Annotated in this window: 21 protein-coding genes, 1 tRNA gene and 2 riboswitches; of the genes, 18 read left to right on the forward strand and 4 right to left on the reverse strand. The window is 65.1% G+C overall.

Annotated elements, in window-relative coordinates; genetic code table 11:
- Positions 1 to 215 precede the first annotated feature (215 nt).
- Together VWY60_RS11240 and cobO are read right to left on the reverse strand one after the other, a co-directional pair.
- Positions 216 to 1,448, reverse strand: coding sequence for a PAS domain-containing protein (locus VWY60_RS11240; RefSeq protein WP_340544895.1), 1,233 nt, complete (start codon positions 1,446 to 1,448; stop codon positions 216 to 218).
- A 247-nt stretch (positions 1,449 to 1,695) separates the two neighbouring features.
- Entirely contained in the window at positions 1,696 to 2,331 is a 636-nt protein-coding gene (gene cobO / locus VWY60_RS11245; protein WP_340544893.1) for a cob(I)yrinic acid a,c-diamide adenosyltransferase, read from the reverse strand.
- 50 nt (positions 2,332 to 2,381) lie between these two features.
- Positions 2,382 to 2,602: riboswitch (cobalamin riboswitch) on the forward strand.
- A 97-nt stretch (positions 2,603 to 2,699) separates the two neighbouring features.
- On the opposite strand from cobO, the gene VWY60_RS11250 reads away from it, so the two are divergent.
- From VWY60_RS11250 to cobJ, 7 genes are all read left to right on the forward strand, one after another.
- The gene (locus tag VWY60_RS11250) at positions 2,700 to 3,107 is read left to right on the forward strand and encodes a DUF1636 family protein (RefSeq protein WP_416540499.1); all 408 of its coding nucleotides are present in this window, start codon (positions 2,700 to 2,702) and stop codon (positions 3,105 to 3,107) included.
- Positions 3,108 to 3,111: 4 nt separating this feature from the next.
- The gene (gene cobW, locus VWY60_RS11255; protein WP_416534771.1) at positions 3,112 to 4,191 is read left to right on the forward strand and encodes a cobalamin biosynthesis protein CobW; all 1,080 of its coding nucleotides are present in this window, start codon (positions 3,112 to 3,114) and stop codon (positions 4,189 to 4,191) included.
- 91 nt (positions 4,192 to 4,282) lie between these two features.
- Positions 4,283 to 7,528: a cobaltochelatase subunit CobN gene (gene cobN, locus VWY60_RS11260; RefSeq protein ID WP_416540500.1), complete on the forward strand. Its 3,246-nt coding sequence runs from the start codon at positions 4,283 to 4,285 to the stop codon at positions 7,526 to 7,528.
- Positions 7,525 to 8,703, forward strand: a complete 1,179-nt coding sequence (cobG, locus tag VWY60_RS11265) for a precorrin-3B synthase (protein ID WP_416540501.1) — start codon at positions 7,525 to 7,527, stop codon at positions 8,701 to 8,703. The genes cobN and cobG overlap by 4 nt, the downstream gene beginning before the upstream one ends.
- A 1-nt stretch (position 8,704) precedes the next feature.
- Positions 8,705 to 9,334 (forward strand): precorrin-8X methylmutase, encoded by a 630-nt coding sequence (locus tag VWY60_RS11270; RefSeq protein WP_416540502.1) that lies wholly within the window; start codon positions 8,705 to 8,707, stop codon positions 9,332 to 9,334.
- A 3-nt stretch (positions 9,335 to 9,337) separates the two neighbouring features.
- Positions 9,338 to 10,066, forward strand: coding sequence for a precorrin-2 C(20)-methyltransferase (locus VWY60_RS11275; protein ID WP_260087413.1), 729 nt, complete (start codon positions 9,338 to 9,340; stop codon positions 10,064 to 10,066).
- The gene (gene cobJ, locus VWY60_RS11280) at positions 10,063 to 10,827 is read left to right on the forward strand and encodes a precorrin-3B C(17)-methyltransferase (RefSeq protein WP_416540503.1); all 765 of its coding nucleotides are present in this window, start codon (positions 10,063 to 10,065) and stop codon (positions 10,825 to 10,827) included. Before VWY60_RS11275 ends, cobJ begins: the two co-directional genes overlap by 4 nt.
- Here the strand turns inward: cobJ and VWY60_RS11285 are convergent.
- Positions 10,824 to 11,564, reverse strand: a complete 741-nt coding sequence (locus VWY60_RS11285) for a cobalt-precorrin-6A reductase (protein ID WP_416540504.1) — start codon at positions 11,562 to 11,564, stop codon at positions 10,824 to 10,826. The two genes, cobJ and VWY60_RS11285, sit on opposite strands and share 4 nt — an antisense overlap.
- Here VWY60_RS11285 and cbiE point away from each other — a divergent pair.
- From cbiE to cobF, 7 genes are all read left to right on the forward strand, one after another.
- The gene (gene cbiE, locus VWY60_RS11290) at positions 11,563 to 12,759 is read left to right on the forward strand and encodes a precorrin-6y C5,15-methyltransferase (decarboxylating) subunit CbiE (RefSeq protein ID WP_416540505.1); all 1,197 of its coding nucleotides are present in this window, start codon (positions 11,563 to 11,565) and stop codon (positions 12,757 to 12,759) included. The two genes, VWY60_RS11285 and cbiE, sit on opposite strands and share 2 nt — an antisense overlap.
- Positions 12,756 to 13,133, forward strand: a complete 378-nt coding sequence (locus VWY60_RS11295; RefSeq protein WP_416540506.1) for a cobalamin biosynthesis protein — start codon at positions 12,756 to 12,758, stop codon at positions 13,131 to 13,133. The genes cbiE and VWY60_RS11295 overlap by 4 nt, the downstream gene beginning before the upstream one ends.
- Positions 13,130 to 13,924 (forward strand): precorrin-4 C(11)-methyltransferase, encoded by a 795-nt coding sequence (cobM, locus tag VWY60_RS11300; protein ID WP_340544881.1) that lies wholly within the window; start codon positions 13,130 to 13,132, stop codon positions 13,922 to 13,924. The genes VWY60_RS11295 and cobM overlap by 4 nt, the downstream gene beginning before the upstream one ends.
- A 4-nt stretch (positions 13,925 to 13,928) precedes the next feature.
- Positions 13,929 to 15,248, forward strand: coding sequence for a cobyrinate a,c-diamide synthase (locus VWY60_RS11305; protein WP_340544880.1), 1,320 nt, complete (start codon positions 13,929 to 13,931; stop codon positions 15,246 to 15,248).
- Positions 15,245 to 16,009 (forward strand): uroporphyrinogen-III C-methyltransferase, encoded by a 765-nt coding sequence (gene cobA / locus VWY60_RS11310; RefSeq protein WP_416540507.1) that lies wholly within the window; start codon positions 15,245 to 15,247, stop codon positions 16,007 to 16,009. The genes VWY60_RS11305 and cobA overlap by 4 nt, the downstream gene beginning before the upstream one ends.
- A 187-nt stretch (positions 16,010 to 16,196) precedes the next feature.
- Positions 16,197 to 16,413: riboswitch (cobalamin riboswitch) on the forward strand.
- 27 nt (positions 16,414 to 16,440) lie between these two features.
- Entirely contained in the window at positions 16,441 to 17,118 is a 678-nt protein-coding gene (locus VWY60_RS11315) for an energy-coupling factor ABC transporter permease (RefSeq protein ID WP_416534760.1), read from the forward strand.
- A 69-nt stretch (positions 17,119 to 17,187) separates the two neighbouring features.
- The gene (gene cobF / locus VWY60_RS11320; protein ID WP_340544877.1) at positions 17,188 to 17,955 is read left to right on the forward strand and encodes a precorrin-6A synthase (deacetylating); all 768 of its coding nucleotides are present in this window, start codon (positions 17,188 to 17,190) and stop codon (positions 17,953 to 17,955) included.
- 75 nt (positions 17,956 to 18,030) lie between these two features.
- Here the strand turns inward: cobF and VWY60_RS11325 are convergent.
- A tRNA-Ser gene (locus VWY60_RS11325) sits at positions 18,031 to 18,120 on the reverse strand.
- A 333-nt stretch (positions 18,121 to 18,453) separates the two neighbouring features.
- Between VWY60_RS11325 and VWY60_RS11330 the strand changes: the two genes are divergently transcribed.
- The 4 genes from VWY60_RS11330 to VWY60_RS11345 are packed head-to-tail and all read left to right on the forward strand — an operon-like array spanning position 18,454 to position 22,445.
- Positions 18,454 to 19,383 carry an SPOR domain-containing protein gene (locus tag VWY60_RS11330; RefSeq protein WP_416540508.1) on the forward strand — a complete coding sequence of 310 codons (930 nt, stop codon included), beginning with the start codon at positions 18,454 to 18,456 and terminating at the stop codon, positions 19,381 to 19,383.
- 52 nt (positions 19,384 to 19,435) lie between these two features.
- Positions 19,436 to 20,626 (forward strand): D-alanyl-D-alanine carboxypeptidase family protein, encoded by a 1,191-nt coding sequence (locus tag VWY60_RS11335; protein WP_416540509.1) that lies wholly within the window; start codon positions 19,436 to 19,438, stop codon positions 20,624 to 20,626.
- On the forward strand, positions 20,623 to 21,327 hold the full coding sequence (gene tmk, locus VWY60_RS11340) for a dTMP kinase (RefSeq protein WP_416540510.1): 705 nt from the start codon (positions 20,623 to 20,625) through the stop codon (positions 21,325 to 21,327). Before VWY60_RS11335 ends, tmk begins: the two co-directional genes overlap by 4 nt.
- On the forward strand, positions 21,324 to 22,445 hold the full coding sequence (locus VWY60_RS11345) for a DNA polymerase III subunit delta' (RefSeq protein ID WP_416540511.1): 1,122 nt from the start codon (positions 21,324 to 21,326) through the stop codon (positions 22,443 to 22,445). The genes tmk and VWY60_RS11345 overlap by 4 nt, the downstream gene beginning before the upstream one ends.
- The last annotated feature ends 10 nt before the right edge of the window (positions 22,446 to 22,455 follow it).

A 22,455-nucleotide genomic window follows, 5' to 3' on the forward strand; every position in this document is an offset into this window, starting at 1 on the left:
CTGCGCAACGCCTACAAAAAGTATCAGCCCCCCTGTCCGATTGTTTCGCACGCGAAACATTTGGTCAGAGGGGCTGACATTGTTGGCAGCAAGAGCGGCAATGCCCGGGGTGAGCAAGCGTTGCCATATTCCTTCGGTCAACAATCCGCAGCGGCCTTCGTCCGGCGCGGCCTGCCGGTGCTATGTCCCGGCACGACCCAAGGATCTCTCGCGCCTCATGCGGTCTGATCTGCGGGCGACGGATCGTTGGAGCACAGCTTGCTGATGTGCTGAAGCCGCTGCGAGATACGCTGCTGGAATCGTCCCAGCTGGTCGATGATGTCAGACAGAGAATGACCATCCTCGGGAAGCCGCGCGCTTTCGATTTTGCACAGCACCCGCGTCGAGCTCAGCCCCAGCAGCTGGCGCTGCATGTTTTCGCAGATCTTGGTGATCCGCTCCGCCTCGCGGTTCACATCCGACAGCTGTGTGCGAGCATGTTCTTCCTGTACCATGGCTAGCGCCCGCAGCAGCGATTGCTCATGCGCCCGGCCCTCCTCACCCAGCACTGCATGATTTTCGCTTTGAAGCTGCTTGCTGCATTCACTGAAAATACGTACGACGCCTGCCACGAACAGGCTCTGGCTGACCTGCCCCTTGATCTTTGAAAAATTGCTGTCCTTGCCCATAACATGGGTGGCGAACCAGTTCGACATCTCCTGCGAGATGGACCCGTAGTTCTGTGACAGCACGGTCACCGGGCCGCCCGACGGTTCAATCCGCGACGCAAGGACCCGCAGGTTGTGGGGAATGGTGCGCATCGCCGCAAAATCGTCGATCAGACCACGGGTTTCTTCTGCAAGAACATCCGAGTTTGCGAGCATGGTCCGCAGGCGTTCAATCGCCAGATCAGGCGCATTTTCCATCCCCTGATCGCGGGCCGCCAGCTCATCTGCCAGCGCGTTGGCGGCAAACTGCTGGTAGTTCTCAAAACCCAGTTCACGACACCAGTCCAGCAGCCTGTCACGGCTTTCCTCAGGGCTGAGCCCGCCGTCCTGCTCGGCTTTCAGCAGATCCGCATAGCCTTGTGCAATCTTATCAAACAGTTTGCTGGTCGGTTTGATCCGCGCCGAAAGAAACCCCTCTTCGCAGGGGACAACAACTGCATAAACCCAGTAGTGCAGCCCATCGCGGGACTTGTTCTTTATGTAGCCGCCAAAGAAATCGCCGGCCTGGATGGTCTCCCAGAACAGCTGGAACACCCCGCGCGGCATATCCTCGTGGCGGATGATCTTATGTGGCGCTCCGATCAGATCGCCCCACGGGTAGTCTGACACCCGCCGGAAAATCTCGTTTCCGATTTGAATAACCCCACGGCCATCCGTTCTGGAGTAGAATACTTCATTGAGCGCAAAGGGAGCCTCTCCCCTGAGCGGGCGCGCTTCGATCCGGCTGTCCATGAACGTCAAAGTGATTTCCCATCGCTACTTGTGTAGGTGACCTGCCTAAACCTTGTGCGTTACACAGCCGTAAATTCACCGTGGAAAATCGAGATAAATTTCAAGAATTCGGACTCTCCCGGCCCGGAGCCCGCCCTGCGGGTCCGCTTTCACCGCCTGCCACTGACCCCGCATCCGAACAACAACCGCCAACAAAAAAAGCCCCCGCAAAATAGTGCAGGAGCTTTCCGCCTCATGTCACGATCACGTCAGGAAATCAGAACTCCACACCCTTCTGGGCTTTGATGCCGTCGCGGAAAGGATGTTTGATCTGACCCATTTCGGTGACCAGATCAGCGATCTCGATCAGCTCTTCCTTGGCGTTGCGACCGGTCAGGACGACATGGGTCATCGGCGGTTTCTCGGTCTCAAGGAATTCCACCACATCGGCAATGTCGATGTAGTCATAGCGCAGCGCGATATTGATTTCATCGAGGAGCACCATGGCGTTGCGCTCGTCGCGGATCATCTCCTTGGCCTTCTCCCAGCCCTTCTGCGCGGCGGCAATATCGCGCGCCTTGTCCTGGGTTTCCCAGGTAAAGCCTTCGCCCATCGCGTAGAACTGGCACAGCTCGCTGAAGTTCTCCTCTATCAGGGTGCGTTCACCGGTCTGCCAGGCGCCTTTGATGAACTGCACCACTGCCGAGGGCATCCCATGGGCAATGCAGCGCATGATCATGCCAAATCCGGAGCTGGACTTGCCCTTGCCCGGACCGGTGTGGACGATGATCAGCCCCTTTTCGCCATCCTTGTTCTGCATCATGCGGTCGCGGGCGGCCTTCTTCTTGGCCATTTTCGCCGCATGGCGTGCCGCTTCTGCTTCGGAAATGTCGGTCTCGGGCGTATCGCTCATTGTGGCTCTCCTACTGGTTCGCCCATCTCTTGACAAAGACAGGGGCAATGGCGCAAGGGGGTTTTGTTGGTTCCTGCCATTTGGCAGGCGAAGAGGGAATGTGACAGTTGGGCCATCAGGGTCCGTCAAAGCACAGCCGCCCCCGCGACCGTGACCGGAGAGGTCTCCGACGCCACTGAGTACCACTCGGGAAGGCAGGATGACCGTCAGGACCCGAAAAAGGTCCTGGCATCCGCAAGCCGGGAGACCTGCCAACGCACGAAATGCAACGGGCGGACGGGGTGTTCCGCGACCGGCTGGGATCCGCGCGCGACCCTCGCGCCCCCGCTGGCCCGCAGCCCCCTCGCTGAACCAAGTGAAGGGCGCTCATGGCCGAGGTAACATTGACGATCTGCACCACCTGCCGTCGCGGCGAGGTGACCGACCCGGAGGCCCCCCGCCCCGGTGCCCGTATGCTGGCCGCCCTGCAAGAGGCCGATCTGCCCGAAGGCGTTGCGGTGCGCGGTGTCGAATGCCTCTCGGCCTGCACCCGTGGCTGTTCCATCGTGCTGAGCGGCGGCGACGCCCGCTGGAGCTACATCTACGGTGATCTTGATCCCGACGAACATGTGCCCGACATCCTGAGCGGCGCTGCCGCCTATGCCGCCACCACGGATGGTCTGGTGCCCTGGCGCGAACGCCCCGTGGTGTTCCGCAAGCAATCCATCGCCCGTATCCCGCCTGCGCCCGCACCTGCGGCGACCTCTCCCACTCCTCCCTCCTTATCCAAGGACTGACCCCATGAGCGATCTGAACAAAATCCCCGTCACCGTCATCACCGGCTTCCTTGGTGCGGGCAAAACCACCCTGATCCGCCATCTGATGCAGAACCCGCAGGGCAAGCGTCTGGCCGTGGTGGTCAATGAATTTGGCACCGCCGGTGTGGACGGTGAAATCCTGAAATCCTGCGCCGATGAGAACTGCCCGGCAGAGAACATCATGGAGCTCGCCAACGGGTGTATCTGCTGCACCGTGGCCGATGATTTCATCCCCACCATCGAACAGCTGATGAACCTGCCGGAAAAACCCGATCACATCGTGATCGAAACCTCCGGTCTGGCGCTGCCGAAACCGCTGTTGAAGGCCTTTGACTGGCCCGCGATCCGGTCGCGCATCACCGTGGATGGCGTGGTTGCGCTGGCCGACGCCGAAGCGGTCGCCAAGGGCCAGTTCGCCACCGATCTGGATGCGGTGCAGGCCCAGCGGGAAGCCGATGAGGGCATCGACCATGAAACCCCGCTGTCGGAGCTGTTCAAGGATCAGATCTCCTGCGCGGACATCATCCTGCTGTCGAAGGCCGATCTGGCCGGTGAAGAGGGCCTGGACAAGGCCCGCGCGATGATCGAGGCCGAAGCGCCGCGCAAACTGCCGATCCTGTCGATGTCCGAAGGCGTGATCGACCCGCGCGTCATTCTGGGGCTTGAGGCCGCGGCCGAAGATGATCTGGATGCGCGTCCGTCGCACCATGAGCATCATCACCACCATGACGATGATCACGACCACGATCACGATCATCACCACCATGATCACAGCCATGACGATTTTGATACAATCGTGGTCGACCTCGGCGAAGTTTCCGATCCGCAGGCATTGCAAGATGCCATCGTGAAACTCGCCCGCGAGCGCAATATCCTGCGCGTCAAAGGTTATGTGGCGGTGGAAGGAAAACCGATGCGGATGCTTGTTCAGGCCGTGGGCGAACGCCTGCGCGCGCAATATGACCAGCCCTGGGGTGACATGCCCCGGCGTACCCAGCTGGTGGTGATTGCCGAGCATGACAACATCGACGCCGCCGCCATCCGCGCCGAGCTGGGGGCCTGAGCCGATGCCGGTCGGGCGCATTCGCACCCTCCCAGGCTCGGACGCAGCCCACAGAGCGCCCGCCGCCTGCCAGAATACAAAGGCCTGACCCATGCATGTCGTCTTCCGCGAAAGCCACGGCCTCGACGAGAGTGATACACCACAGGATCTGGGGCAGACGCCTGCGGACCTTGTGGTGCTGTCGTTCTCCGACAGCGATCTCGGGGCCTTTGCGGCGGGCTGGCACCGGGCCGAGGGCAAGCTGCCCAGCCTGCGCCTTGCCAATCTGGTGGCGCTGAAACACCCGCTCTCGGTCGATGTCTATGCCGAACAGACACTGGAGGGCGCCAAGGGCGTTCTGGTACGTCTGATCGGCGGCGAAAGCTACTGGTCCTACGGGCTTGCCACGCTACAGGATCTGGCCCGGCGCAAGGGCATCGCGCTGGCGATCCTGCCGGCTGACGGGCGCGAAGATGCCCGTCTGGACGCCCTCTCGACCCTGCCGGTTTCAACTCTGCGCCGGCTCCAGCATCTATGTGATGCCGGCGGTGCGGTGGCGGCACAGGCGGCACTTGCCCAGCTGTCGCTGGCGGCGGGGCTTTATGCCGGTCCGGTCCTTGGCCTCAAGAGCACGCCCGAACACGGGTTCTATGACCCGGAAAAAGGCGTGCTGGCGGATCTGCCAGCGCAGGACAAACCCCTCATATTGGTGAGTTTCTACCGCTCCTATCTGACGGCGGCCGATACCGCCCCGGTGGATGCGCTGATCAATGAGCTGCGCGGACGGGGTTATGCGGCCTATGGCGCCTTTGCTGCCAGCCTCAAGGCACCGGCCAGCGCGGACTGGCTGCGTGACAAACTGCCCGGACTGGCCCCGGCAGCCATCGTGAACGCCACCGCCTTCTCGGCGCAGGGCACCGATGGCAGCGCGTCGCCGCTCTCCACCACCGGCTGTCCGGTGTTCCAGGTCGCCTTGTCCACCGCGCGGCGCAAGGACTGGGCCGAGGCCGATCGCGGGCTGTCCCCGGCCGACCTCGCCATGCATGTGGTGCTACCCGAGGTGGATGGCCGCATTTTCGCCGGGCTGGTCAGCTTCAAGGCGCCGGGCAAGAAAGACCCGGATCTGCAATATTCCCGCTTTGCCCATCGCGCCGATCCCGGCCGCATCACCGCAGCCGTTGACCGGATCGAGGGCTGGCTGCGGCTGGCGCAGCTGCCCAATCATGACAAACGTCTGGCGCTGGTGCTGTCCACCTATCCGGGCCGCGATCACAATCTGGCCCATGCGGTGGGATTGGATGCGCTGGCCTCCTGCGATGAAATCCTGCGCGAGCTCTGGGATCAGGGCTATGTCGTGGAACCGCTGGAAAGCACCGGCCTGCGGCTGATGGCGGAGACGCAGACCATCTCGCTAAAGGGCTACCGGGCTGCGCTGGCGACCCTGCCGAAGGTGTTGCAGGACAGGCTGTCGGAGGCCTGGGGTGCCGCTGAGGAAGACCCGGATTGCCGCGATGGTGCCTTTCACTTCAAGGCGTTGCGGGCAGGCAAGGCGCTGATCGCGCTGCAACCCGAACGCGGCGAGGTCAAGACCCGCGTCGATGATTACCACGATCTCGACCGCACCCCGCGCCATGCCTATGTGGCGTTCTACATGTGGCTGCGCAGCCAGTCCGACGCCATTGTCCACATCGGCGCCCATGGCACGCTGGAGTGGCTGCCGGGCAAGGCCGTCGCCCTGTCGGAGCACTGCTGGCCCGAGGTGCTGACCGGGCCGCTGCCTGTTGCCTATCCCTTTATCGTCAATGATCCGGGCGAGGCCGCACAGGCCAAGCGCCGCATTGGCGCCGTCACCCTGGGCCATCTGCCGCCGCCGCTGGCGCAGACCAATCTGCCCGCAGGCATGGCGCGGCTGGAAAGCCTGCTTGATGAATATTCCACTGCTGACGGACTGGATCCGGCCCGCCGCGACCGGCTGATCGACAGCATCCGGGCCGAGGCGCAGGGCACAGGCGTGGAGGCTGATCTGGGCCTCACGCCAGACACCTCGCCCGCCGAGGCGATCACCCGGATCGACGCCTTTGTCTGCGACATCAAGGAAAGCCAATATGGGGAAGGGCTGCATATCTTTGGCGCCGGTCAATGCGGCGCTGAGGAACGCGCCGGGCTGGTGGCCGCGCTGAATGGCCAGATGGTGGCCCCCGGCCCCTCCGGCTCGCCGTTTCGCGGCCGTACGGATGTGATCCCGACCGGGCGCAACCTCTTTACCACGGATCCCCGCGCGGTGCCGTCGCGCGCGGCGCAGGCGCAAGGGGTCAAGCTGGCAGAAGAGCTGCTGCGCCGCCATCTTCAGGACCATGGCGACTGGCCACGCGGGCTGGTGATTGATCTCTGGGGCTCGGCCACCATGCGCACCGCGGGCGAGGAATTTGCCATGGCGCTGCATCTGGCGGGGCTGGCGCCCAAGTGGGACGAAGGCTCCGAGCGCGTCTCCGGTTTCGAGGTGCTGCCGCTCTCGATGCTGAACCGGCCACGCATTGATGTCACCCTGCGGGTCTCCGGTCTGTTCCGTGACGTCTTCCCCGGTCTGGCGCAGATGTTCGAGGCCGCCGCCGCCGCGCTGGCAGGCCGCGAGGAAAGTGCGAGCGACAATCCCTATCTGGCGCAGACGCCCCGCGTCTTTGGCCCGAAACCGGGACAATACGGCCTGTCGATGAACCCGCATCTGGATGACTACAGCGACGCGGCCCGCGCGGCAGCGGGCGAGGCCTGGCTCAACGCGTCGTCGCACGCGATTGATGCCAAGGGCACCATCACCGATGCCCGCGAGGCCCTGGAGGTCCGCCTGCAAACCGCCGACAGCTTTGTCCACCTGCAGGATCTGCCGGAAACCGACCTGCTGGTGGCCTCGGATTATGCCGCGCATGAGGCCGGATTTGCCGCCGCCATGGCGCGCATCGGCCAAAAGGCACCGGCGCTCTACCACATGGATGCCACCCGGCCTGACAAACCGCAGGCGCGCAGCTTGGGCGAGGAGATCGCCCGCGTGACGCGCGCCCGCGCCGCCAATCCGGATTGGGCCACCTCGATGATGAACCACGGCTTTCGCGGCGCGGCGGAAATCGCGGCGACGCTGGATCATATGGCGGCCTTTGCCCATCTGGCGCAGGTGGTGCAGCCGCATCTCTTTGATCTCTATTTCGAGGCCACTTTGGGCCGCAAGGATCTGGTCGACTTCATGGAGCGCGAGAACCCCGACGCGCTGGCTGCCATGCGCGACCGCTTTCGCGCGCTGTTTGATGCCGGCCTGTGGAGCACGCGGCGCAACTCGATCATGGCCGAGCTGGAGGGCGCGGTGTGACTGAGCAAGCCGCCTCCCCAGCGCCCAAAGTCTATGGCTGGTGCCCCGGTGCGCTGCGTCCGATGATGTCGGGCGACGGGCTGGTGGTGCGGGTGCGCGCACCTTTGGGGCGGCTCACACCGGATCAGGCGCGCGGTCTGGCCGATCTGGCGCAGCGCTGTGGATCCGGCATTGTCGATATTTCCGCCCGCGCCAATCTGCAACTGCGCGGCATTCGCGAGGACGCCCATCTGCCACTGATCGCAGGTCTTGGCGATCTGGGTCTGGTCGATGAGGATGCAGAGGCCGAAGCGCGTCGCAATATCACCCTGACGCCGTTCTGGCGCGCAGGCGACGACAGCCACCAGATTGCGCAGACGCTGGCCACCGCGCTGACGGAGGCCCGCGATCTGGCGCTTCCCGGCAAGTTCGGCTTTGCCGTGGACTGTGGTGACCTGCCCGTGCTGGCCGAGACAGCCGCAGATATCCGCATCGAACGTGGCCCTGACGGGCTGATCCTGCGCGCCGATGGTGCAGACAGGGGCCTGCCGGTCACGGCTGACAGTGCCGCAGGCGACGCCCTCGCGCTGGCGCGCTGGTTTCTCGACCAAGGCGGCGCGTCCGGGGGGCGTGGCAGAATGCACCGGCTGATTGCTCGCCGCGGCCCCCCTGCTGCGCATGCGGCAACGGTCGGTGCCGCAACGTCTTCCTTCCGGCCTCTCCCGGGCGCATCGGCGCAGGGGCTGTTGGTGGCTTTGGAATTTGGCCAGATGCCTGCCCGCACGTTGGCGGCGCTGGCCGATCACGGCGCGCTGCGGCTCACCCCCTGGCGGATGCTGCTTGTCGAAGGCGCCAGCACCCTGCCCCCCCTGCCCGACCTGATCCTGGATGCAACCGATCCCCGCCTGCGGGTGAGCGCCTGCACCGGGGCACCCGGCTGCCCGCAGGCGCGCGCGGCGACGCGCGCTCTGGCCCGCGATCTGGCCCCTGCGGTGCCTGCGGGCCTGCATCTGCATGTCTCCGGCTGCGCCAAAGGCTGCGCCCACCCCCGCCCCGCCGATCTGGTGCTGACCGCCACCGGTGACGACCAATTTGACCTGATCCGCAATGGCACTGCCGCCGATCACCCGCTAAACACCTCCCTGAGCGCCGCCCGCTTACGCGCCGCTCCAGACCTTATGACAGAGGGCAGCTGATATGCTCCACACCTATGAAACCAATGGCGCCGCGATCTATGCCGAAAGCTTTGCCACCATCCGCCGCGAGGCCGATCTGGCGCGCTTCAGCAAGGACGAGGAAGTTGTCGTCGTCCGCATGATCCACGCCGCAGGCATGGTGGGGCTGGAGGAGCATGTGCGGTTTTCCGAAGGCATGGCCGAAACCGCCCGCGCAGCCCTTGCCAAGGGCGCGCCGATCCTCTGCGATGCGTATATGGTCTCCGAGGGCATCACCCGCCCGCGCCTGCCCGCGGACAATGAGGTGATCTGTACCCTGCGCGACCCAAAGGTGCCGGAGCTGGCCAAGGAGATGTCCAACACCCGCTCCGCCGCCGCGCTGGAGCTTTGGCGCCCGAAACTGGAAGGTGCGGTCGTGGCCATCGGCAATGCCCCAACCGCGCTGTTTCACCTGTTGAACATGCTGAAAGACCCCGATTGCCCCCGCCCCGCCGCCATTATCGGCTGTCCCGTCGGTTTTGTCGGTGCGATGGAATCCAAAGAGGCGCTGATGGAAGATCTGCCAGTGCCGTCGATGATCGTCAAAGGGCGCCTCGGCGGGTCTGCAATCACTGTCGCTGCCGTGAACGCGCTGGCGAGCTGGAAAGAGTAAGCCATGACCATTGCGAAGGGCAAAGTCATCTGCGCGGGGCTCGGCCCCGGCGATCCCGATCTGATGAGCCTGCGCTCGCACCGGATGATTTCCGGCGCGCGTCACATCGCCTATTTCCGCAAGGCCGGCCGCAAGGGCCAGGCCCGCGCGATTGTCGAAGGCATGCTGGCAGACGGCGTCACCGAACACGCGATGGAATACCCGGTCACCACCGAGATCCATTTCTCCGATCCCGAATACAACCGGGTACTGGCGGAGTTCTATGACCGCTGGGCCGACACATTGGCCGAGATTGCCCAGACCGAGGACGTCGTGGTGCTCTGTGAGGGGGATCCGTTCCTCTATGGCTCCTACATGCACCTATATACCCGCCTTCAGGGCCGGGCCGCGCAGGAGATCATTCCCGGCATCACCGGCATGTCCGGCTGCTGGACCGCCTCCGGCCAGCCGATCACCTGGGGCGATGATGTGCTGACCGTGGCGATGGCCACCCTCAGCGAGGATGAGCTGGCCAAACGCGCCGCGGAAACCGACGCGCTGGTCGTCATGAAAATCGGCCGCAACCTGCCCAAGCTGCGCCGCGCCCTGGAACGTGCGGGCCGCGCCGATGACGCCTGGCTGGTCGAACGCGGCACCATGCCCGGGCAAACCGTGCAGAAGCTGTCGGAGATCGACGGCGAGGTGCCCTATTTCTCTATCGTCTTGGTTCACGGACAGGGGCGCCGGCCATGACTGTATCGCAAAACGGCTGGGTGGTGATTGCGGGGCTTGGGCCCGGCAACGAGGCATTGGTAACGCAGGAGGTGCGCGACGCCATTGATGAGGCCACGGATATCGTTGGCTATATCCCTTACGTCAACCGGGTCGCGCCGCGTGAGGGCCTGATCCTGCACGCCACCGACAACCGTGTCGAAGTGGACCGCGCCACCCATGCGCTGGAAATGGCCGCCGAGGGCAAGCGGGTTGTCGTTGTCTCCTCCGGTGATCCGGGGGTGTTCGCCATGGCCTCCGCTGTGTTTGAGGCGCTGGAGAACAGTGCCGAAAGCAACCCCGAGTGGCTGGATCTGGAGATCAAGGTGCTGCCCGGTATCACCGCCATGCTGGCCGCCGCTGCTGCCATCGGCGCGCCCTTGGGGCATGACTTTGCCGCCATCAACCTCAGCGACAATCTGAAGCCCTGGAGCCTCATTGAAAAACGCCTGCAACTGGTTGGCGAGGCCGGTCTGGCGATGGCGTTCTACAACCCGCGCTCCAAGTCGCGACCGCATCAGTTTGCCCGCGCGCTGGAGATCCTGCGCGAGGCCTGCGGTGCGGAGACGCTGATCACCTTTGCCCGCGACGTGACCAAGCCCGGGCAGGAGCTGCTGACCGTGCCGCTGAAGGACGCAACGCCCGAGATGGCCGACATGCGCACGGTGGTTATTGTCGGCAACCGCGACACGCGGCGGGTGGGCCATTACGTTTACACCCCCCGCTACGCGGCTGAGGGTTAAGCGGCGGAATGCAACAGCCAGGCCATCACCTCTGCCACGCTGCCCAATACGGGCCGCTGAGGCACCTCGGGTCTGCCGATCATGATGACCGGCAGACCGAGGGTGCGCGCGGCGGTGAGTTTGGCGGCTGCGCCTGCACCGCCGGCGTTCTTGGCCACGATATGGGTGATGGCATGGCGCTGCATCAGATCTGTGTCGCCCGCCACGTCAAACGGCCCGCGGGCGATTTCGACCGTGGTGTTTGGCAGCGGCAAGTCGGCCTCAGGTTCGTCCACCAGCCGCAGAAGGTAGTGGTGCTGCGGTTTGGCGGCGAATTGCGCAAGGTTCTGTTTGCCGATCGCCAGAAACACCCGCGCGGGGGAATCCGGCAGAGCATTTACCGCGCCTTCGATGCTGTCCGTGTGAACCCACCGGTCGCCCTCCCCCGCCTGCCAGGCCGGGCGTTCGAAGGCACAGAGCGGCACGCCCGCCGCTTCGCAGGCGTGCACCGCATTGGTGCTCATCTGCGCCGCGAACGGGTGGGTCGCGTCGACCACATGGGTGATGTTTTCGGCCTGAAGGTATGCCGCCAGCCCCTCCACGCCACCAAAGCCGCCAATGCGGGTGGGCAGCGGCTGGTTGACCGGTTTGGCTGTGCGGCCCGCGTAGGAAAACACTGCATCCGCGCCAGTTTCCGCAAGGGTTTTGGCCAATTGCGAGGCCTCGGTGGTGCCGCCCAGCAGAAGGATGCGTGTCATGTCTGATGGCCTTTCCAAGCACTGGCTCACAATCATTGGTCTGGGCGAAAATGGACTGGATTCCTTAAGCGATGCAAGCCGGAAGGCGCTGGAGCAGGCCGAGGTGATCTTTGGCGGCCCGCGGCATCTGGAGCTGGTGGAGGCCGGCAGCAAGGGTCAGCCCTGGCCGGTGCCGTTTTCCACCGGGCCGGTGCTGGCGATGCGCGGGCGCAGAGTCGCTGTTCTCGCCTCCGGCGATCCGTTCTGGCATGGCGCCGGCGGCTCGCTGATGCGGGATCTGGAGGCGGGTGAATGGGTGTCGCACCCGGCGCCATCCTGTTTTGCGCTGGCCGCCAATCTTCTGGGCTGGAAGCTGGAGGAGGTTCTGTGCCTTGGCCTTCATGCCGCACCTTTTGCGCGGCTGCTGCCGCTTCTGGGCCGGGGCGTGCGCCTGATCTGCACCCTGCGCGATGGCAAGGCACCGGCGGAGCTGGCGCAATGGCTGGCTGCAAACGGCCAGCCCGACGCGCGGCTTCATCTGATGGAACGGCTGGGCGGGCCAAGGCAACGGCTGCGCCAAGCAACAGCCGAAGCCTGGGATCTGCCGCAGACAGAAGCGCCGGTCCTTATGGCCATCGAGGCCATGCGGCCCGGGCTGCCGCAGGCGTCGGGGCTGGCGGATGACCTCTTTTCCAGTGACGGGCAGATCACCAAACGCCCCATTCGGGCGCTGACCCTGTCGGCGCTGGCCCCGCGCGCAGGTGAGCTGCTGTGGGACATCGGCGGCGGGTCTGGGTCCGTCTCGGTGGAGTGGTGCCTGGCGGCACGCAGCGCGCGGGCGATCACCTTCGAGCCGCGCGAAAGCCGGCTGGAAAACATTCGCGCCAATACCTCCGCCTTTGGGCTGGATCACCGGATGACCGCTGTGCTGGGCAAGGCGCCGGAGGTGTTGGACGGATTTGAGATGCCCGACTGCGTGTTCATCGGCGGCGGCGGGTCGCAGGCGCTGCTGGATCATCTGTGGGACATCCTGCCCGCAGGCACCCGGCTGGTTGCCAATGGGGTGACGCTGGAAACCGAAACCCTGCTGATGCGCGCCCATGCGGACCGTGGCGGGCATCTCTTGAAAGCGGAGATCGCCGAGGCCGGACCGCTGGGCTCCATGCGCGACTGGCGCCGGGCGCGGCCTGTCATACAATGGAGTGTCACGCGATGAAAGTGGCAGGCATCGGGTTCCGCAGAGCGGCCACTGCGGCGGATTTGCAGGCCGCGCTGGCGCTGACCGGGGAGCGGGTGGATGCGCTGGCCTCCATCGCTCAGAAGGCCGACGCCCCCGCTATGCAGGAGTTTGCGCGCAGCCTTGGGCTGCCGGTGATTTCGTTGCAGGAACAGGATATAGCCGGGGAGCAGACATTGACCTGCTCGCCAAGGATAAAGGCGCGGTTCGGCACCGGGTCGCTGGCGGAAGCCGCGGCGCTGGCCGGGGCGCGCCATGGGGTGAAGGGCGCGCGCGCGCGCCTTGTTTCCCCGAGAGTTGTCACCGCGGATGGGCTTGCCACCGCGGCCATAGCAGAAAGACTTGAGCCATGACCGTTCACTTCATTGGCGCCGGACCTGGCGCTGCCGACCTTCTGACCCTGCGCGGGCGCGATATCATCGCCGCCTGCCCGGTGTGCCTCTACGCGGGCTCGCTGGTGCCGGAGGAGATCCTGAGCCATTGCCCCGAGGATGCAAAGATCGTGAACACCGCGGCGATGGATCTGGATGCCATCGTGGCGGAGATCAAGGCGGCGCATGAGGCGGGACAGGACGTGGCGCGGTTGCATTCGGGCGATCTGTCGGTGTGGTCGGCGATGGGCGAACAGCTGCGCCGATTGAAGGCGGAGGGCATTCCGGTGAGCGTCACCCCCGGTGTGCCATCCTTTGCCGCTGCGGCGGCGGCGCTCGGCACCGAGCTGACCCTGCCGGGCCTTGGCCAGTCGGTTGTGCTGACCCGCACGCCGGGGCGCGCGTCCTCGATGCCCGAGGGCGAGACGCTGGAGAATTTCGCCCGTACCGGTGCCACGCTGGCCATTCACCTGTCGATCGGCAATCTGGACCATGTGGTGGACAGCCTCGCGCCCCATTACGGCGCGGATTGTCCGGTGGCGGTGGTTTACCGCGCCAGCTGGCCGGATCAGCAGATCATCCGCGCCACGCTGGAGACCCTGAAGGATGCGCTGGACGAGAAAATCTCCCGCACCGCGCTGATCCTTGTTGGACCGGTGCTGAAGGGCGAAGGCTTTGACGAAAGCTGCCTCTATTCCACCGAATACGATCGCCGCTACCGGCCGCAGAGCGCCGACAGCCCGTGGTCGAGCTGGAGCCATGGGGACGACTAAGGCCATGACAAATATGAACCCTCCCGGACTGATGATCTCGGCCCCCTCTTCGGGCACCGGCAAGACCACCGTGATGCTGGGCCTGCTCAGGGCGCTGGCCGAAGACGGGCTGGTGGTGCAGCCCTACAAGAGCGGGCCGGATTATATCGACCCGGCCTTTCACCTGGCGGCGGCGAAACGGCCCAGTTTCAACCTCGATACCTGGGCGATGGACGGCGGCCTGCTGGATGCAGTCACAGCGCAATCTGCGGGGGCGGAAATCTGCGTCGGAGAAGGCTCCATGGGCCTTTATGACGGTGTGGCGACGCGCGGGCAGTCGGGCTTTGGCTCCTCCGCCGAGACCGCCAAGCGGATGGGCTGGCCGGTGGTGCTGGTGGTAGACGTGGGCGGACAGGCGCAATCGGCGGCGGCCACGGCGCTGGGGTTCAAGAATTATGACACCGAAGTGCCCTTTGCCGGGGTGATCCTCAATCGTGTAGCCAGCCCGCGCCATGAGCGGCTGACCCGGCTGGGGATGGAGAAGGCAGGCATCAAGGTGCTCGGCTCCCTGCCCCGACGCGGCGATCTGGCTTTGCCGGAGCGGCATCTGGGTCTGATCCAGGCGGTGGAGCATCCCGATCTGGAAGCCGCCATCGCGGGCTATGCGGCGTTCCTGCGCGAGAATGTCGACCTCGACGCGATCAAGGCAGCTGCCCTGGCAGGTCCCGCACCCGCGCCGGCCAGCCTGCCAAAGCCACCTGCCCAGCGGATTGCGCTGGCGCGGGATGCGGCGTTTTCCTTCACCTATCCGCACCTGCTGGAAGGCTGGCGCGCGGCGGGAGCAGAGATCCTGCCGTTCTCGCCGCTGGCCGATGAAGCCCCTGCGGCGGATGCCGATCTGGTCTGGCTGCCCGGCGGCTACCCCGAGCTGCACGGCGGCACGCTGGCGGCGGCGGAGACCTTCCGCGCCGGTGTCCGCAAGCACGCCGAGACCAAACCGGTGCATGGCGAATGCGGCGGCTACATGGCCCTGGGCGAGGCGCTGATCGACAAGGAGGGCAACCGCCACCGGATGCTGGGCCTCTTGGGCCTCGTGACCTCCTACGAGAAGCGCAAGTTCCACCTTGGCTACCGCCGTGCGGTGCTTCAGGCGGCGATGCCCGGATTTGACGCAGGCACAGCACTGCGCGGCCATGAGTTCCATTATTCGACCATTCTGGAAGAACCCGATGCGCCGCTGGCCAATGTCATGGATGCCGACGGCGGCCCGGTGCCAGAGACCGGCTCGATCAAGGGCCATGTTACCGGCACGTTCTTTCACCTGATCACGGGAGAGCGCGCATGAGCGGTTTTGTCTCCTTTGTCTCCTCCGGTCCGGGCGACCCGGAGCTCTTGACCGTGAAGGCGGTCAAACGGCTGGAGGCTGCGGATGCGGTGCTGTTTGACGACCTGTCCTCGGGGCCGATCCTGACCCATGCCCGCGCCGACGCGGATCTGGTGGGCGTGGGCAAACGGGCCGGACGTCCCTCCCCCAAGCAGGACCATGTGAGCCAGCTTCTGGTGGATTATGCCCAAAGTGGGCTGCATGTGGTGCGGCTGAAATCGGGCGATTCCGGTGTCTTTGGCCGGCTGGAGGAAGAAATCACCGCGCTGCGGCAGGCGGGTATCGGGTTCGAGATCGTGCCCGGCGTTACCGCGGCCTCGGCAGCGGCGGCGGCGGCGAATATCCCGCTGACCCGGCGGCTGACGGCGCGGCGATTGCAATTCATCACCGGCCATGATGTGACCGGTGGGCTGCCCGATCAGCTGAACCTCGCCGCACTGGCGGACCCGGATGCGACCACCGTGGTCTATATGGGCAAGCGGACCTTTGCGGCGCTGGCGGAGAAGCTGCTGGAGGCGGGGCTGCCCCCGCAGACCCATGCGCTGATTGCACTGGGGGTGTCGACGCCGGAGCAGGAGCTGCATTGCCACACGGTGGGCGAGCTGCCGGAGGTGCTGCGTGCGATGGAGACCACCGCGCCGGTGCTGATCCTCTATGGCCCGCTTGCCGATCAGCCTGCGGATCCGGCCCATGCCGCCGTGAAGGCCAAGGACGACCACTGACCCGCCGTCACCGCGCGATCCCTGCGCCCGGACCAGAGGTCATCCCGCTCTGAGAGCGCCACACCCTCCCCGTGTTTTGCGGGTGGGGCATTTCCATTTTCGCGTGTTCGCCGCAGCTGACCCAAGGGCGCGTCGCAATCGCCTTCTCCGGGGCCGGATTCAAACTTGACCGAGTCGGGGCGCAGGGGCCACATAGGCGCCATATGGTGTCCAACGGCGCGAAGCGTCAGGACTGAAACGGGAATGAGGAACGGTGGACCCAATTGCGGCACCGAAGCCTCAACCGCCCCCGCGACTGTGAGCGGCGAGCAGCTTTCCAACACCCACTGGCCAACTGGCTGGGAAGGGGGAAAGCAAGCAGCGACCCGCGAGTCAGGAGACCGGCCATACCACATAATCAACCCGTCGGGTGAGACGGAGAGGAGACAGATATGCATATCGAACCGGGCATCGTTGATGCCACCAAAATTGGCTTGTCCTATGCCACCGCAGCCGGTGCCGCGACCTATGCTGCAAAAGAGACCTTTGTGGATCTGAAAAGGACCAATATCGCCTCCTACGCGATGCGCGCGATGATCGCGACCGTGGGTGTGCTGGTGTTCTTTGAAGTGCTGCCGCATTTCCCGGTGGGCGTCTCCGAGGTGCATTTCATTCTCGGCTCGACCCTGTTCCTGATCCTCGGGTCCGCGCCTGCGGCCTTTGGTCTGGCGATGGGTCTGCTGATCCAGGGCGTGTTCTTTGCGCCGTTTGATCTGCCGATGTACTTCATCAACCTGACCACGCTCTTGGTGCCACTGTTTGCGCTGCAGGCGCTGGCCAGCCGCATCATCGCGCCGGGCACCGCCTATATCGACCTGAAATACAGCCAGGCGCTGGCATTGAGCACCGCCTATCAGGGCGGCGTGGTGGCCTGGGTGGCGTTCTGGGCCTTCTACGGTCAGGGATTTGGCAGCGCGACCGTGACCTCGGTGCTGAGCTTTGGCGGCGCCTATATGCTGGTCATCCTGATCGAGCCGATTGCCGATCTGGCCGTTCTGGCGGCGGCAAAGGCGACGCGTGGCCTCAATGGCAGCGCGCTGGTCACGCCGCGTCTTTACAACAACGCCTGATCCTTGGCACATGAGTGAACCGGCACGGCCCCGCCTTCGGGGCCGTGTTTTCGTCTGAAAGGCCCCGCAATGATTGACCTCACCCTGATCGGCATTGGCACTGGCAACCCGCAGCATCTGACCCTGCAGGCCGTTGAGGCACTGAACGCGCAGGATCTGATCCTGATCCCCAACAAAGGGGCCGGGAAAGATGATCTGGCGGGACTGCGACAGGCGATCTGCGCCGAGGCGATCCGCAGTCGCGGACAGCAGGGCGATGGCCCCCGTATCGTGGAATTCGACCTGCCGGTGCGCGATGAGGCGACACAGGATTACCGCCAACGGGTGGATGACTGGCACGACGCCATTGCCGAGATCTGGTGGCAGACCATCACCAGCCACCTGCCCGAGGGCGGCGCGGTCGGGTTTCTGGTCTGGGGGGATCCGTCGCTCTATGACAGTACGATGCGGATTGCGGACCGGCTGAAAACACGGGCCGAGATTGCCCTGCGCGTCATTCCCGGCATCACCTCCATTCAGGCGCTGACGGCGGCCCATGCGATCCCGATCAATACGATCAACGGCCCCTTCACCATCACCACCGGACGACAGCTGCGCGATGCCGGCTGGCCTGCCACTGCAGATACCGTGGTTGTGATGCTGGATGGCGCCTGTTCGTTCCAGTCTCTTGAGGCTGACGGCATCGACATCTGGTGGACGGCCTATGCCGGCATGGCGAATGAGATTTCGATCTCGGGTCCGCTGGCCGAGGTCACCGATCAGATCATCGAGACCCGTGCCAAGGCGCGTGCGGATCACGGCTGGATCATGGATATCTACCTGCTGCGGCGCAGCTGACAACAGCTGCGCAGATGTCCGGTCTCGCGCTCGGCTATGCCTATGGCCATGCGCTTGAGCTTAGGGCGGCTGGAGTGGCGGGGAGACAGGGATTCGAACCCTGGGAACGCTCTCACGTTCAACGGTTTTCAAGACCGCCGCATTCGACCACTCTGCCACCTCCCCGGTCGGCGCAGGGTTTAGGCGCTGGTTGCCGTTCTGGCAAGAGGGAATTGCAGCGGGCGGCATTTCTGCAGCGCCGTGCTCAGCCGCTGTTGGCCCCCTGCGGGGACGTGGAGGGCGGGCGGATCCGCGATCTTCGAAATCTTGCCGAGCAGGCGGCGGCAGGGTTTCCATGCGATTGCCTGACGGCTATGCTGCGCCCAGCATAAGGGCGCCGGAACAACCGGTACAGGAACAGCTGACGCCGGAGCAACCGGCTCGGGGTGGGTGACTGGTCATATGGCTGAGCACAAGACCGGGCGCGGGACGCCGTCAGATACAGGCAAGGAAGCACACATGGTTCACGCTATGTCGACACGGAAACACAGCGCGCGACGCCTCGGTGCGCCGCGTCGCGGGGCGCGGCTGGCTGCGGCATTGGCCGGGCTTATGATCCTTGGTGCCTGCGAGGACGGCCCCGGGCTGGCCTTTCTGAAACCAAAGGCGCAGGACGCAGGCGCCGTCACGCCCTCAAGCAGCACCCGGCTGGTGGAACGCGAGGTCGAGGCGCCGGAAGTGTTCCAGGTGACCGAAGCGGGTCTCTGGGATGGTCGCCCGTCGCTGGGCGGGGTCTGGGTGGCGCATCCGGATGCCGAAGATCCCGAACAGGTGATCATCCGCAATCAGACCAATGGCAAATTTGTGATCGGCGCGCTGTTCCGGCGCGAGCGGGAGATCCCCGGCCCCCGGTTACAGGTCTCCTCCGATGCCGCCGAGGCGCTTGGCATGCTGGCGGGCGCGCCGGTTGAACTGAATGTGACCGCCCTGCGCCGCGAAGCTGTGGCCGACCCGGATCAACCTGCGCCGGAGCTGCTGGATGACGGGGATATCGCAATCAGCGATGCCGCTGACATCGACATCCAGCCGCTTGATCCGATTGCCGATGCAGCCGCTGCGATTGATGCCGCAGCCCCCACCGCCATTGCCCCGGCGCCCGCCGCCGTGAGCGCAGCACCCGCTGCGACAGCCAAGGTGGCGGCGGCCAGCTCATCGCTGAGCAAACCCTATATCCAGATCGGCATCTTCAGCGTTGAGGCCAATGCCAAACGCACCGCCGATCAGATGCGCAACGCCGGGCTTGTGCCCTCTGTCCTGGCCCAATCCAGCAACGGCAAGCCGTTCTGGAGGGTGCTTGTGGGTCCGGCTCAATCGAAATCAGAACGCAGTCAGCTGCTGAAGAGCGTAAAGGACGTCGGCTTCTCCGATGCCTATGCGGTCACCAATTGACCCTGCCTGTGCGGCGCTGCCTGACCTGACCAATCGGAAAGACGACCCTGTCATGACCTTTCTTCCCCCCCCGTTTCGCTCTGCCTTGAAACTGACCTGTGCGGCTGGCCTTCTGGTCAGCCTCTCGGCGCTGTCGGCGGCGGCTTTTGATACCCGCGCCCGCGCCGCCTATGTGCTGGATCAGGAGACCGACACGGTGCTGCTGGCCAAGAACGCCGATCTGGCGCTGCCGCCTGCGTCGATGTCGAAGCTGATGACGCTCTATGTGGCGTTTGAGGCGATCCGCGATGGCCGCCTGACGCTGGATGAGCGGCTGCCGGTCAGTGAACACGCGATGAGCTACAAGGGCTCGACCATGTTCCTCAACACCCAGGACCGGGTCCGGGTCGAGGATCTGTTGCGCGGGATCATCGTGCTGTCAGGCAATGATGCCTGTGTGGTGCTGGCCGAAGCGCTGAGCCCGGATGGCACCGAGGCGGGGTTTGCCCGCTACATGACCAAGCGGGCGCAGGAAATGGGGATGGAGAATTCCACCTTTGCCAATTCCAACGGCTGGCCCGCCGCCGGGCACCGTATGTCGGTGCAGGATCTGGCGATTCTGGCGGAAAAGCTGATCGAGGATTTCCCCCAGTATTATCCGCTGTTTGCCGAGCGGGAGTTTGAATTTGATGGCCGCGCGCCCTCCAATGTGCGCAACCGCAACCCGCTGCTGGGTCTGGGCATTGGCGCGGATGGTCTGAAGACCGGTCACACATCCGAGGCGGGGTATGGTCTGGTGGGCTCCGCGGCACAGGGTGACCGACGGGTGATTTTTGTGATCACCGGTCTGGACAGCACCACCGCCCGCGCAGAGGAGGCCGAGGCCATCGTTAACTGGTCGTTTCGCCAATTTGCCAAAAAAACGGTGGCTAAAGCGGGTGTTCCGGTCGCAGAAGCCGAGGTCTGGCGCGGGGCAGAGACAACCGTAGGGCTGGTGCCTGCCGAGGATCTGAATGTGTTGTTGCCTGCGCTTGCGGGCCGCGAAATCACCGGCGAGGTGGTCTATACCGGGCCGATTGATGCCCCCATCGAAAAGGGCCAGAAACTGGCCGAGCTGGTGCTGCAACCGGATGAGCTGCCCGAGGTGCGCCTGCCGCTGGTGGCGGAGAAGGACATTCCGACCGGCGGCTTTCCGGTGCGGGTGAAAACCGCAGCCCAGGTGCTGGTGAAACGCTTCCTCAGCGGTCCCGAGGTCAGCCAGTGACAGCAGCCAAACCTGCCGCTGGCTCCGGCGGTGCCTCTGCTTACCCCGGCCTGTTCGTGACCTTTGAGGGAATCGACGGGTCCGGCAAATCGACACAATGCCGGCTGCTGGCCGAGGCGCTGGAGGCGCGTGGCCATGAGGTGGTGCTGACCCGTGAGCCGGGAGGCTCCGATGGTGCCGAGGAAATCCGCCGTCTGGTGCTGGAGGGGGATCCTGACCGCTGGTCTGCGGAGACCGAGCTGCTGTTGTTCACGGCGGCACGGCGCGACCATATGGAACGGCGGATCCTGCCTGCGCTGGCGGCAGGCAAGGTGGTGGTCTGCGACCGCTTTGCCGATAGCACCCGGATGTATCAGGGGCTGTCGCGCGGCGATCTGCGCGCCAGCGTCGACCAGCTGCACGCGCTGATGATCGGGCAGGAACCGGATCTGACCGTGCTGATCGACATGGACCCGGCCAAGGGGCTGGCCCGCGCCAAGGGGCGTCAGGGCAGCGAGGAGCGGTTCGAGGATTTCGGTCTGGATCTGCAACAGCGGATGCGCGCGGGATTTCTGGCGCTGGCGGAGGAGTTTGCCGACCGGTTTCGCGTCATTGACGGGGACCGCCCGATTGAGCTGGTGGCCGAGGATGTCCTGGCGACCGTCACCCCGTCGCTGCCCGGCGTGACCTCAGCCGCCGCAGAGAATGGCGCGGCGAGATGAGCAAGGATGACGCCCCCCTGCGCGCGGATCAGACCGTTGGCGCGCCGCACCCGCGCGAGACGGTTCAACTGTTCGGACAGGATCAGGCAGAGCAGGATTTCCTGACCGCCTTCAATTCGGACCGGCTGCATCACGGCTGGCTCGTGACCGGACCGCAGGGTGTGGGCAAGGCGACGCTGGCCTGGCGGATCGCGGCCTTTCTGCTGGCGCAGCCCCCGGCGGAGGATGCCGGTCTGTTTGGCGCGCCGCCGCCTGCCACCTCGCTGGAGATTGGCGCGGACCACCCGGTGAAGCACCGTATTCAGGCGCTGGCGGAGCCGGGGCTGGCCTCGATCACCCACAGCATCAACGACAAGGGAAAGCTGCGCGATCAGATCGTTGTCGATGACATCCGCGCACTGAACAAGTTCTTTGGCCTGTCGGCAACTGACGGCGGGCGCCGGGTGGTGATTGTCGATGCCGCCGACGAGATGAACACCAGCGCCGCCAACGCGCTGCTGAAGATGCTGGAGGAGCCGCCTGCCCGCACGACGCTCTTGCTGGTGTCGCATCAGCCCTCGCGGCTGTTGCCGACGATCCGGTCGCGCTGTCGCCTGCTGCGGCTGTCGCCGCTGGGGCCTGAGGATATGCTGGCCGCGCTCAATCAGGCGGGGGCCGAGCTGCCCGGTCAGGCCGATCATCTGGCCGCATTGGCCAATGGCTCTGTCGGGGCGGCGCTGCGGCTGCTGAACCTTGGCGGCCTACAGGCCTATAGCGATGTGGTGCGGCTGCTGGACAGTATGCCCCGGCTGGATCGGCAGCGCGCCATGGCGCTGGCGGAACAGGCCGCAGCGCGCGGTGCGGCCGACAAATTCGAGCTGCTGCTGACGCTGATCGACACCGCGCTGGCGCGGCTGGCGCGCACCGGGGCCACCGGAATGGCGCCGCAGCCGGAGGCCGCCCCGCAGGAGGCCGCGGTGCTGTCGCGGCTTTCACCAACACCGCAGAAGGCGCGGGCCTGGGCGGATCTGGCAGCGCAGGTGACAGCCCGGATGCGCCACGGTCAGGCGGTGAACCTTGACCCCGCAGCACTTGTTCTAGATACGGTTTTCAAGATGCAGGACACTGCGGCGCGCTGATCCGGGCGAC

The organism is Phaeobacter sp. JH20_26 (genome assembly GCF_048056275.1).
GTDB classification, from domain to species: Bacteria; Pseudomonadota; Alphaproteobacteria; order Rhodobacterales; family Rhodobacteraceae; genus Phaeobacter; species Phaeobacter bryozoorum.

What these genes read in the sequence shown, in the direction of transcription:
- cobO (WP_340544893.1), bottom strand. Translation starts at nt 2,331, where the DNA reads ATGAGCGATACGCCCGAGACCGACATTTCCGAAGCAGAAGCGGCACGC.
- VWY60_RS11250 (WP_416540499.1), top strand. Translation starts at nt 2,700, where the DNA reads ATGGCCGAGGTAACATTGACGATCTGCACCACCTGCCGTCGCGGCGAG.
- cobW (WP_416534771.1), top strand. Translation starts at nt 3,112, where the DNA reads ATGAGCGATCTGAACAAAATCCCCGTCACCGTCATCACCGGCTTCCTT.
- cobN (WP_416540500.1), top strand. Translation starts at nt 4,283, where the DNA reads ATGCATGTCGTCTTCCGCGAAAGCCACGGCCTCGACGAGAGTGATACA.
- VWY60_RS11270 (WP_416540502.1), top strand. Translation starts at nt 8,705, where the DNA reads ATGCTCCACACCTATGAAACCAATGGCGCCGCGATCTATGCCGAAAGC.
- VWY60_RS11275 (WP_260087413.1), top strand. Translation starts at nt 9,338, where the DNA reads ATGACCATTGCGAAGGGCAAAGTCATCTGCGCGGGGCTCGGCCCCGGC.
- cobJ (WP_416540503.1), top strand. Translation starts at nt 10,063, where the DNA reads ATGACTGTATCGCAAAACGGCTGGGTGGTGATTGCGGGGCTTGGGCCC.
- cbiE (WP_416540505.1), top strand. Translation starts at nt 11,563, where the DNA reads ATGTCTGATGGCCTTTCCAAGCACTGGCTCACAATCATTGGTCTGGGC.
- VWY60_RS11285 (WP_416540504.1), bottom strand. Translation starts at nt 11,564, where the DNA reads ATGACACGCATCCTTCTGCTGGGCGGCACCACCGAGGCCTCGCAATTG.
- VWY60_RS11295 (WP_416540506.1), top strand. Translation starts at nt 12,756, where the DNA reads ATGAAAGTGGCAGGCATCGGGTTCCGCAGAGCGGCCACTGCGGCGGAT.
- cobM (WP_340544881.1), top strand. Translation starts at nt 13,130, where the DNA reads ATGACCGTTCACTTCATTGGCGCCGGACCTGGCGCTGCCGACCTTCTG.
- VWY60_RS11305 (WP_340544880.1), top strand. Translation starts at nt 13,929, where the DNA reads ATGACAAATATGAACCCTCCCGGACTGATGATCTCGGCCCCCTCTTCG.
- cobA (WP_416540507.1), top strand. Translation starts at nt 15,245, where the DNA reads ATGAGCGGTTTTGTCTCCTTTGTCTCCTCCGGTCCGGGCGACCCGGAG.
- VWY60_RS11315 (WP_416534760.1), top strand. Translation starts at nt 16,441, where the DNA reads ATGCATATCGAACCGGGCATCGTTGATGCCACCAAAATTGGCTTGTCC.
- cobF (WP_340544877.1), top strand. Translation starts at nt 17,188, where the DNA reads ATGATTGACCTCACCCTGATCGGCATTGGCACTGGCAACCCGCAGCAT.
- VWY60_RS11330 (WP_416540508.1), top strand. Translation starts at nt 18,454, where the DNA reads ATGGTTCACGCTATGTCGACACGGAAACACAGCGCGCGACGCCTCGGT.
- VWY60_RS11335 (WP_416540509.1), top strand. Translation starts at nt 19,436, where the DNA reads ATGACCTTTCTTCCCCCCCCGTTTCGCTCTGCCTTGAAACTGACCTGT.
- VWY60_RS11345 (WP_416540511.1), top strand. Translation starts at nt 21,324, where the DNA reads ATGAGCAAGGATGACGCCCCCCTGCGCGCGGATCAGACCGTTGGCGCG.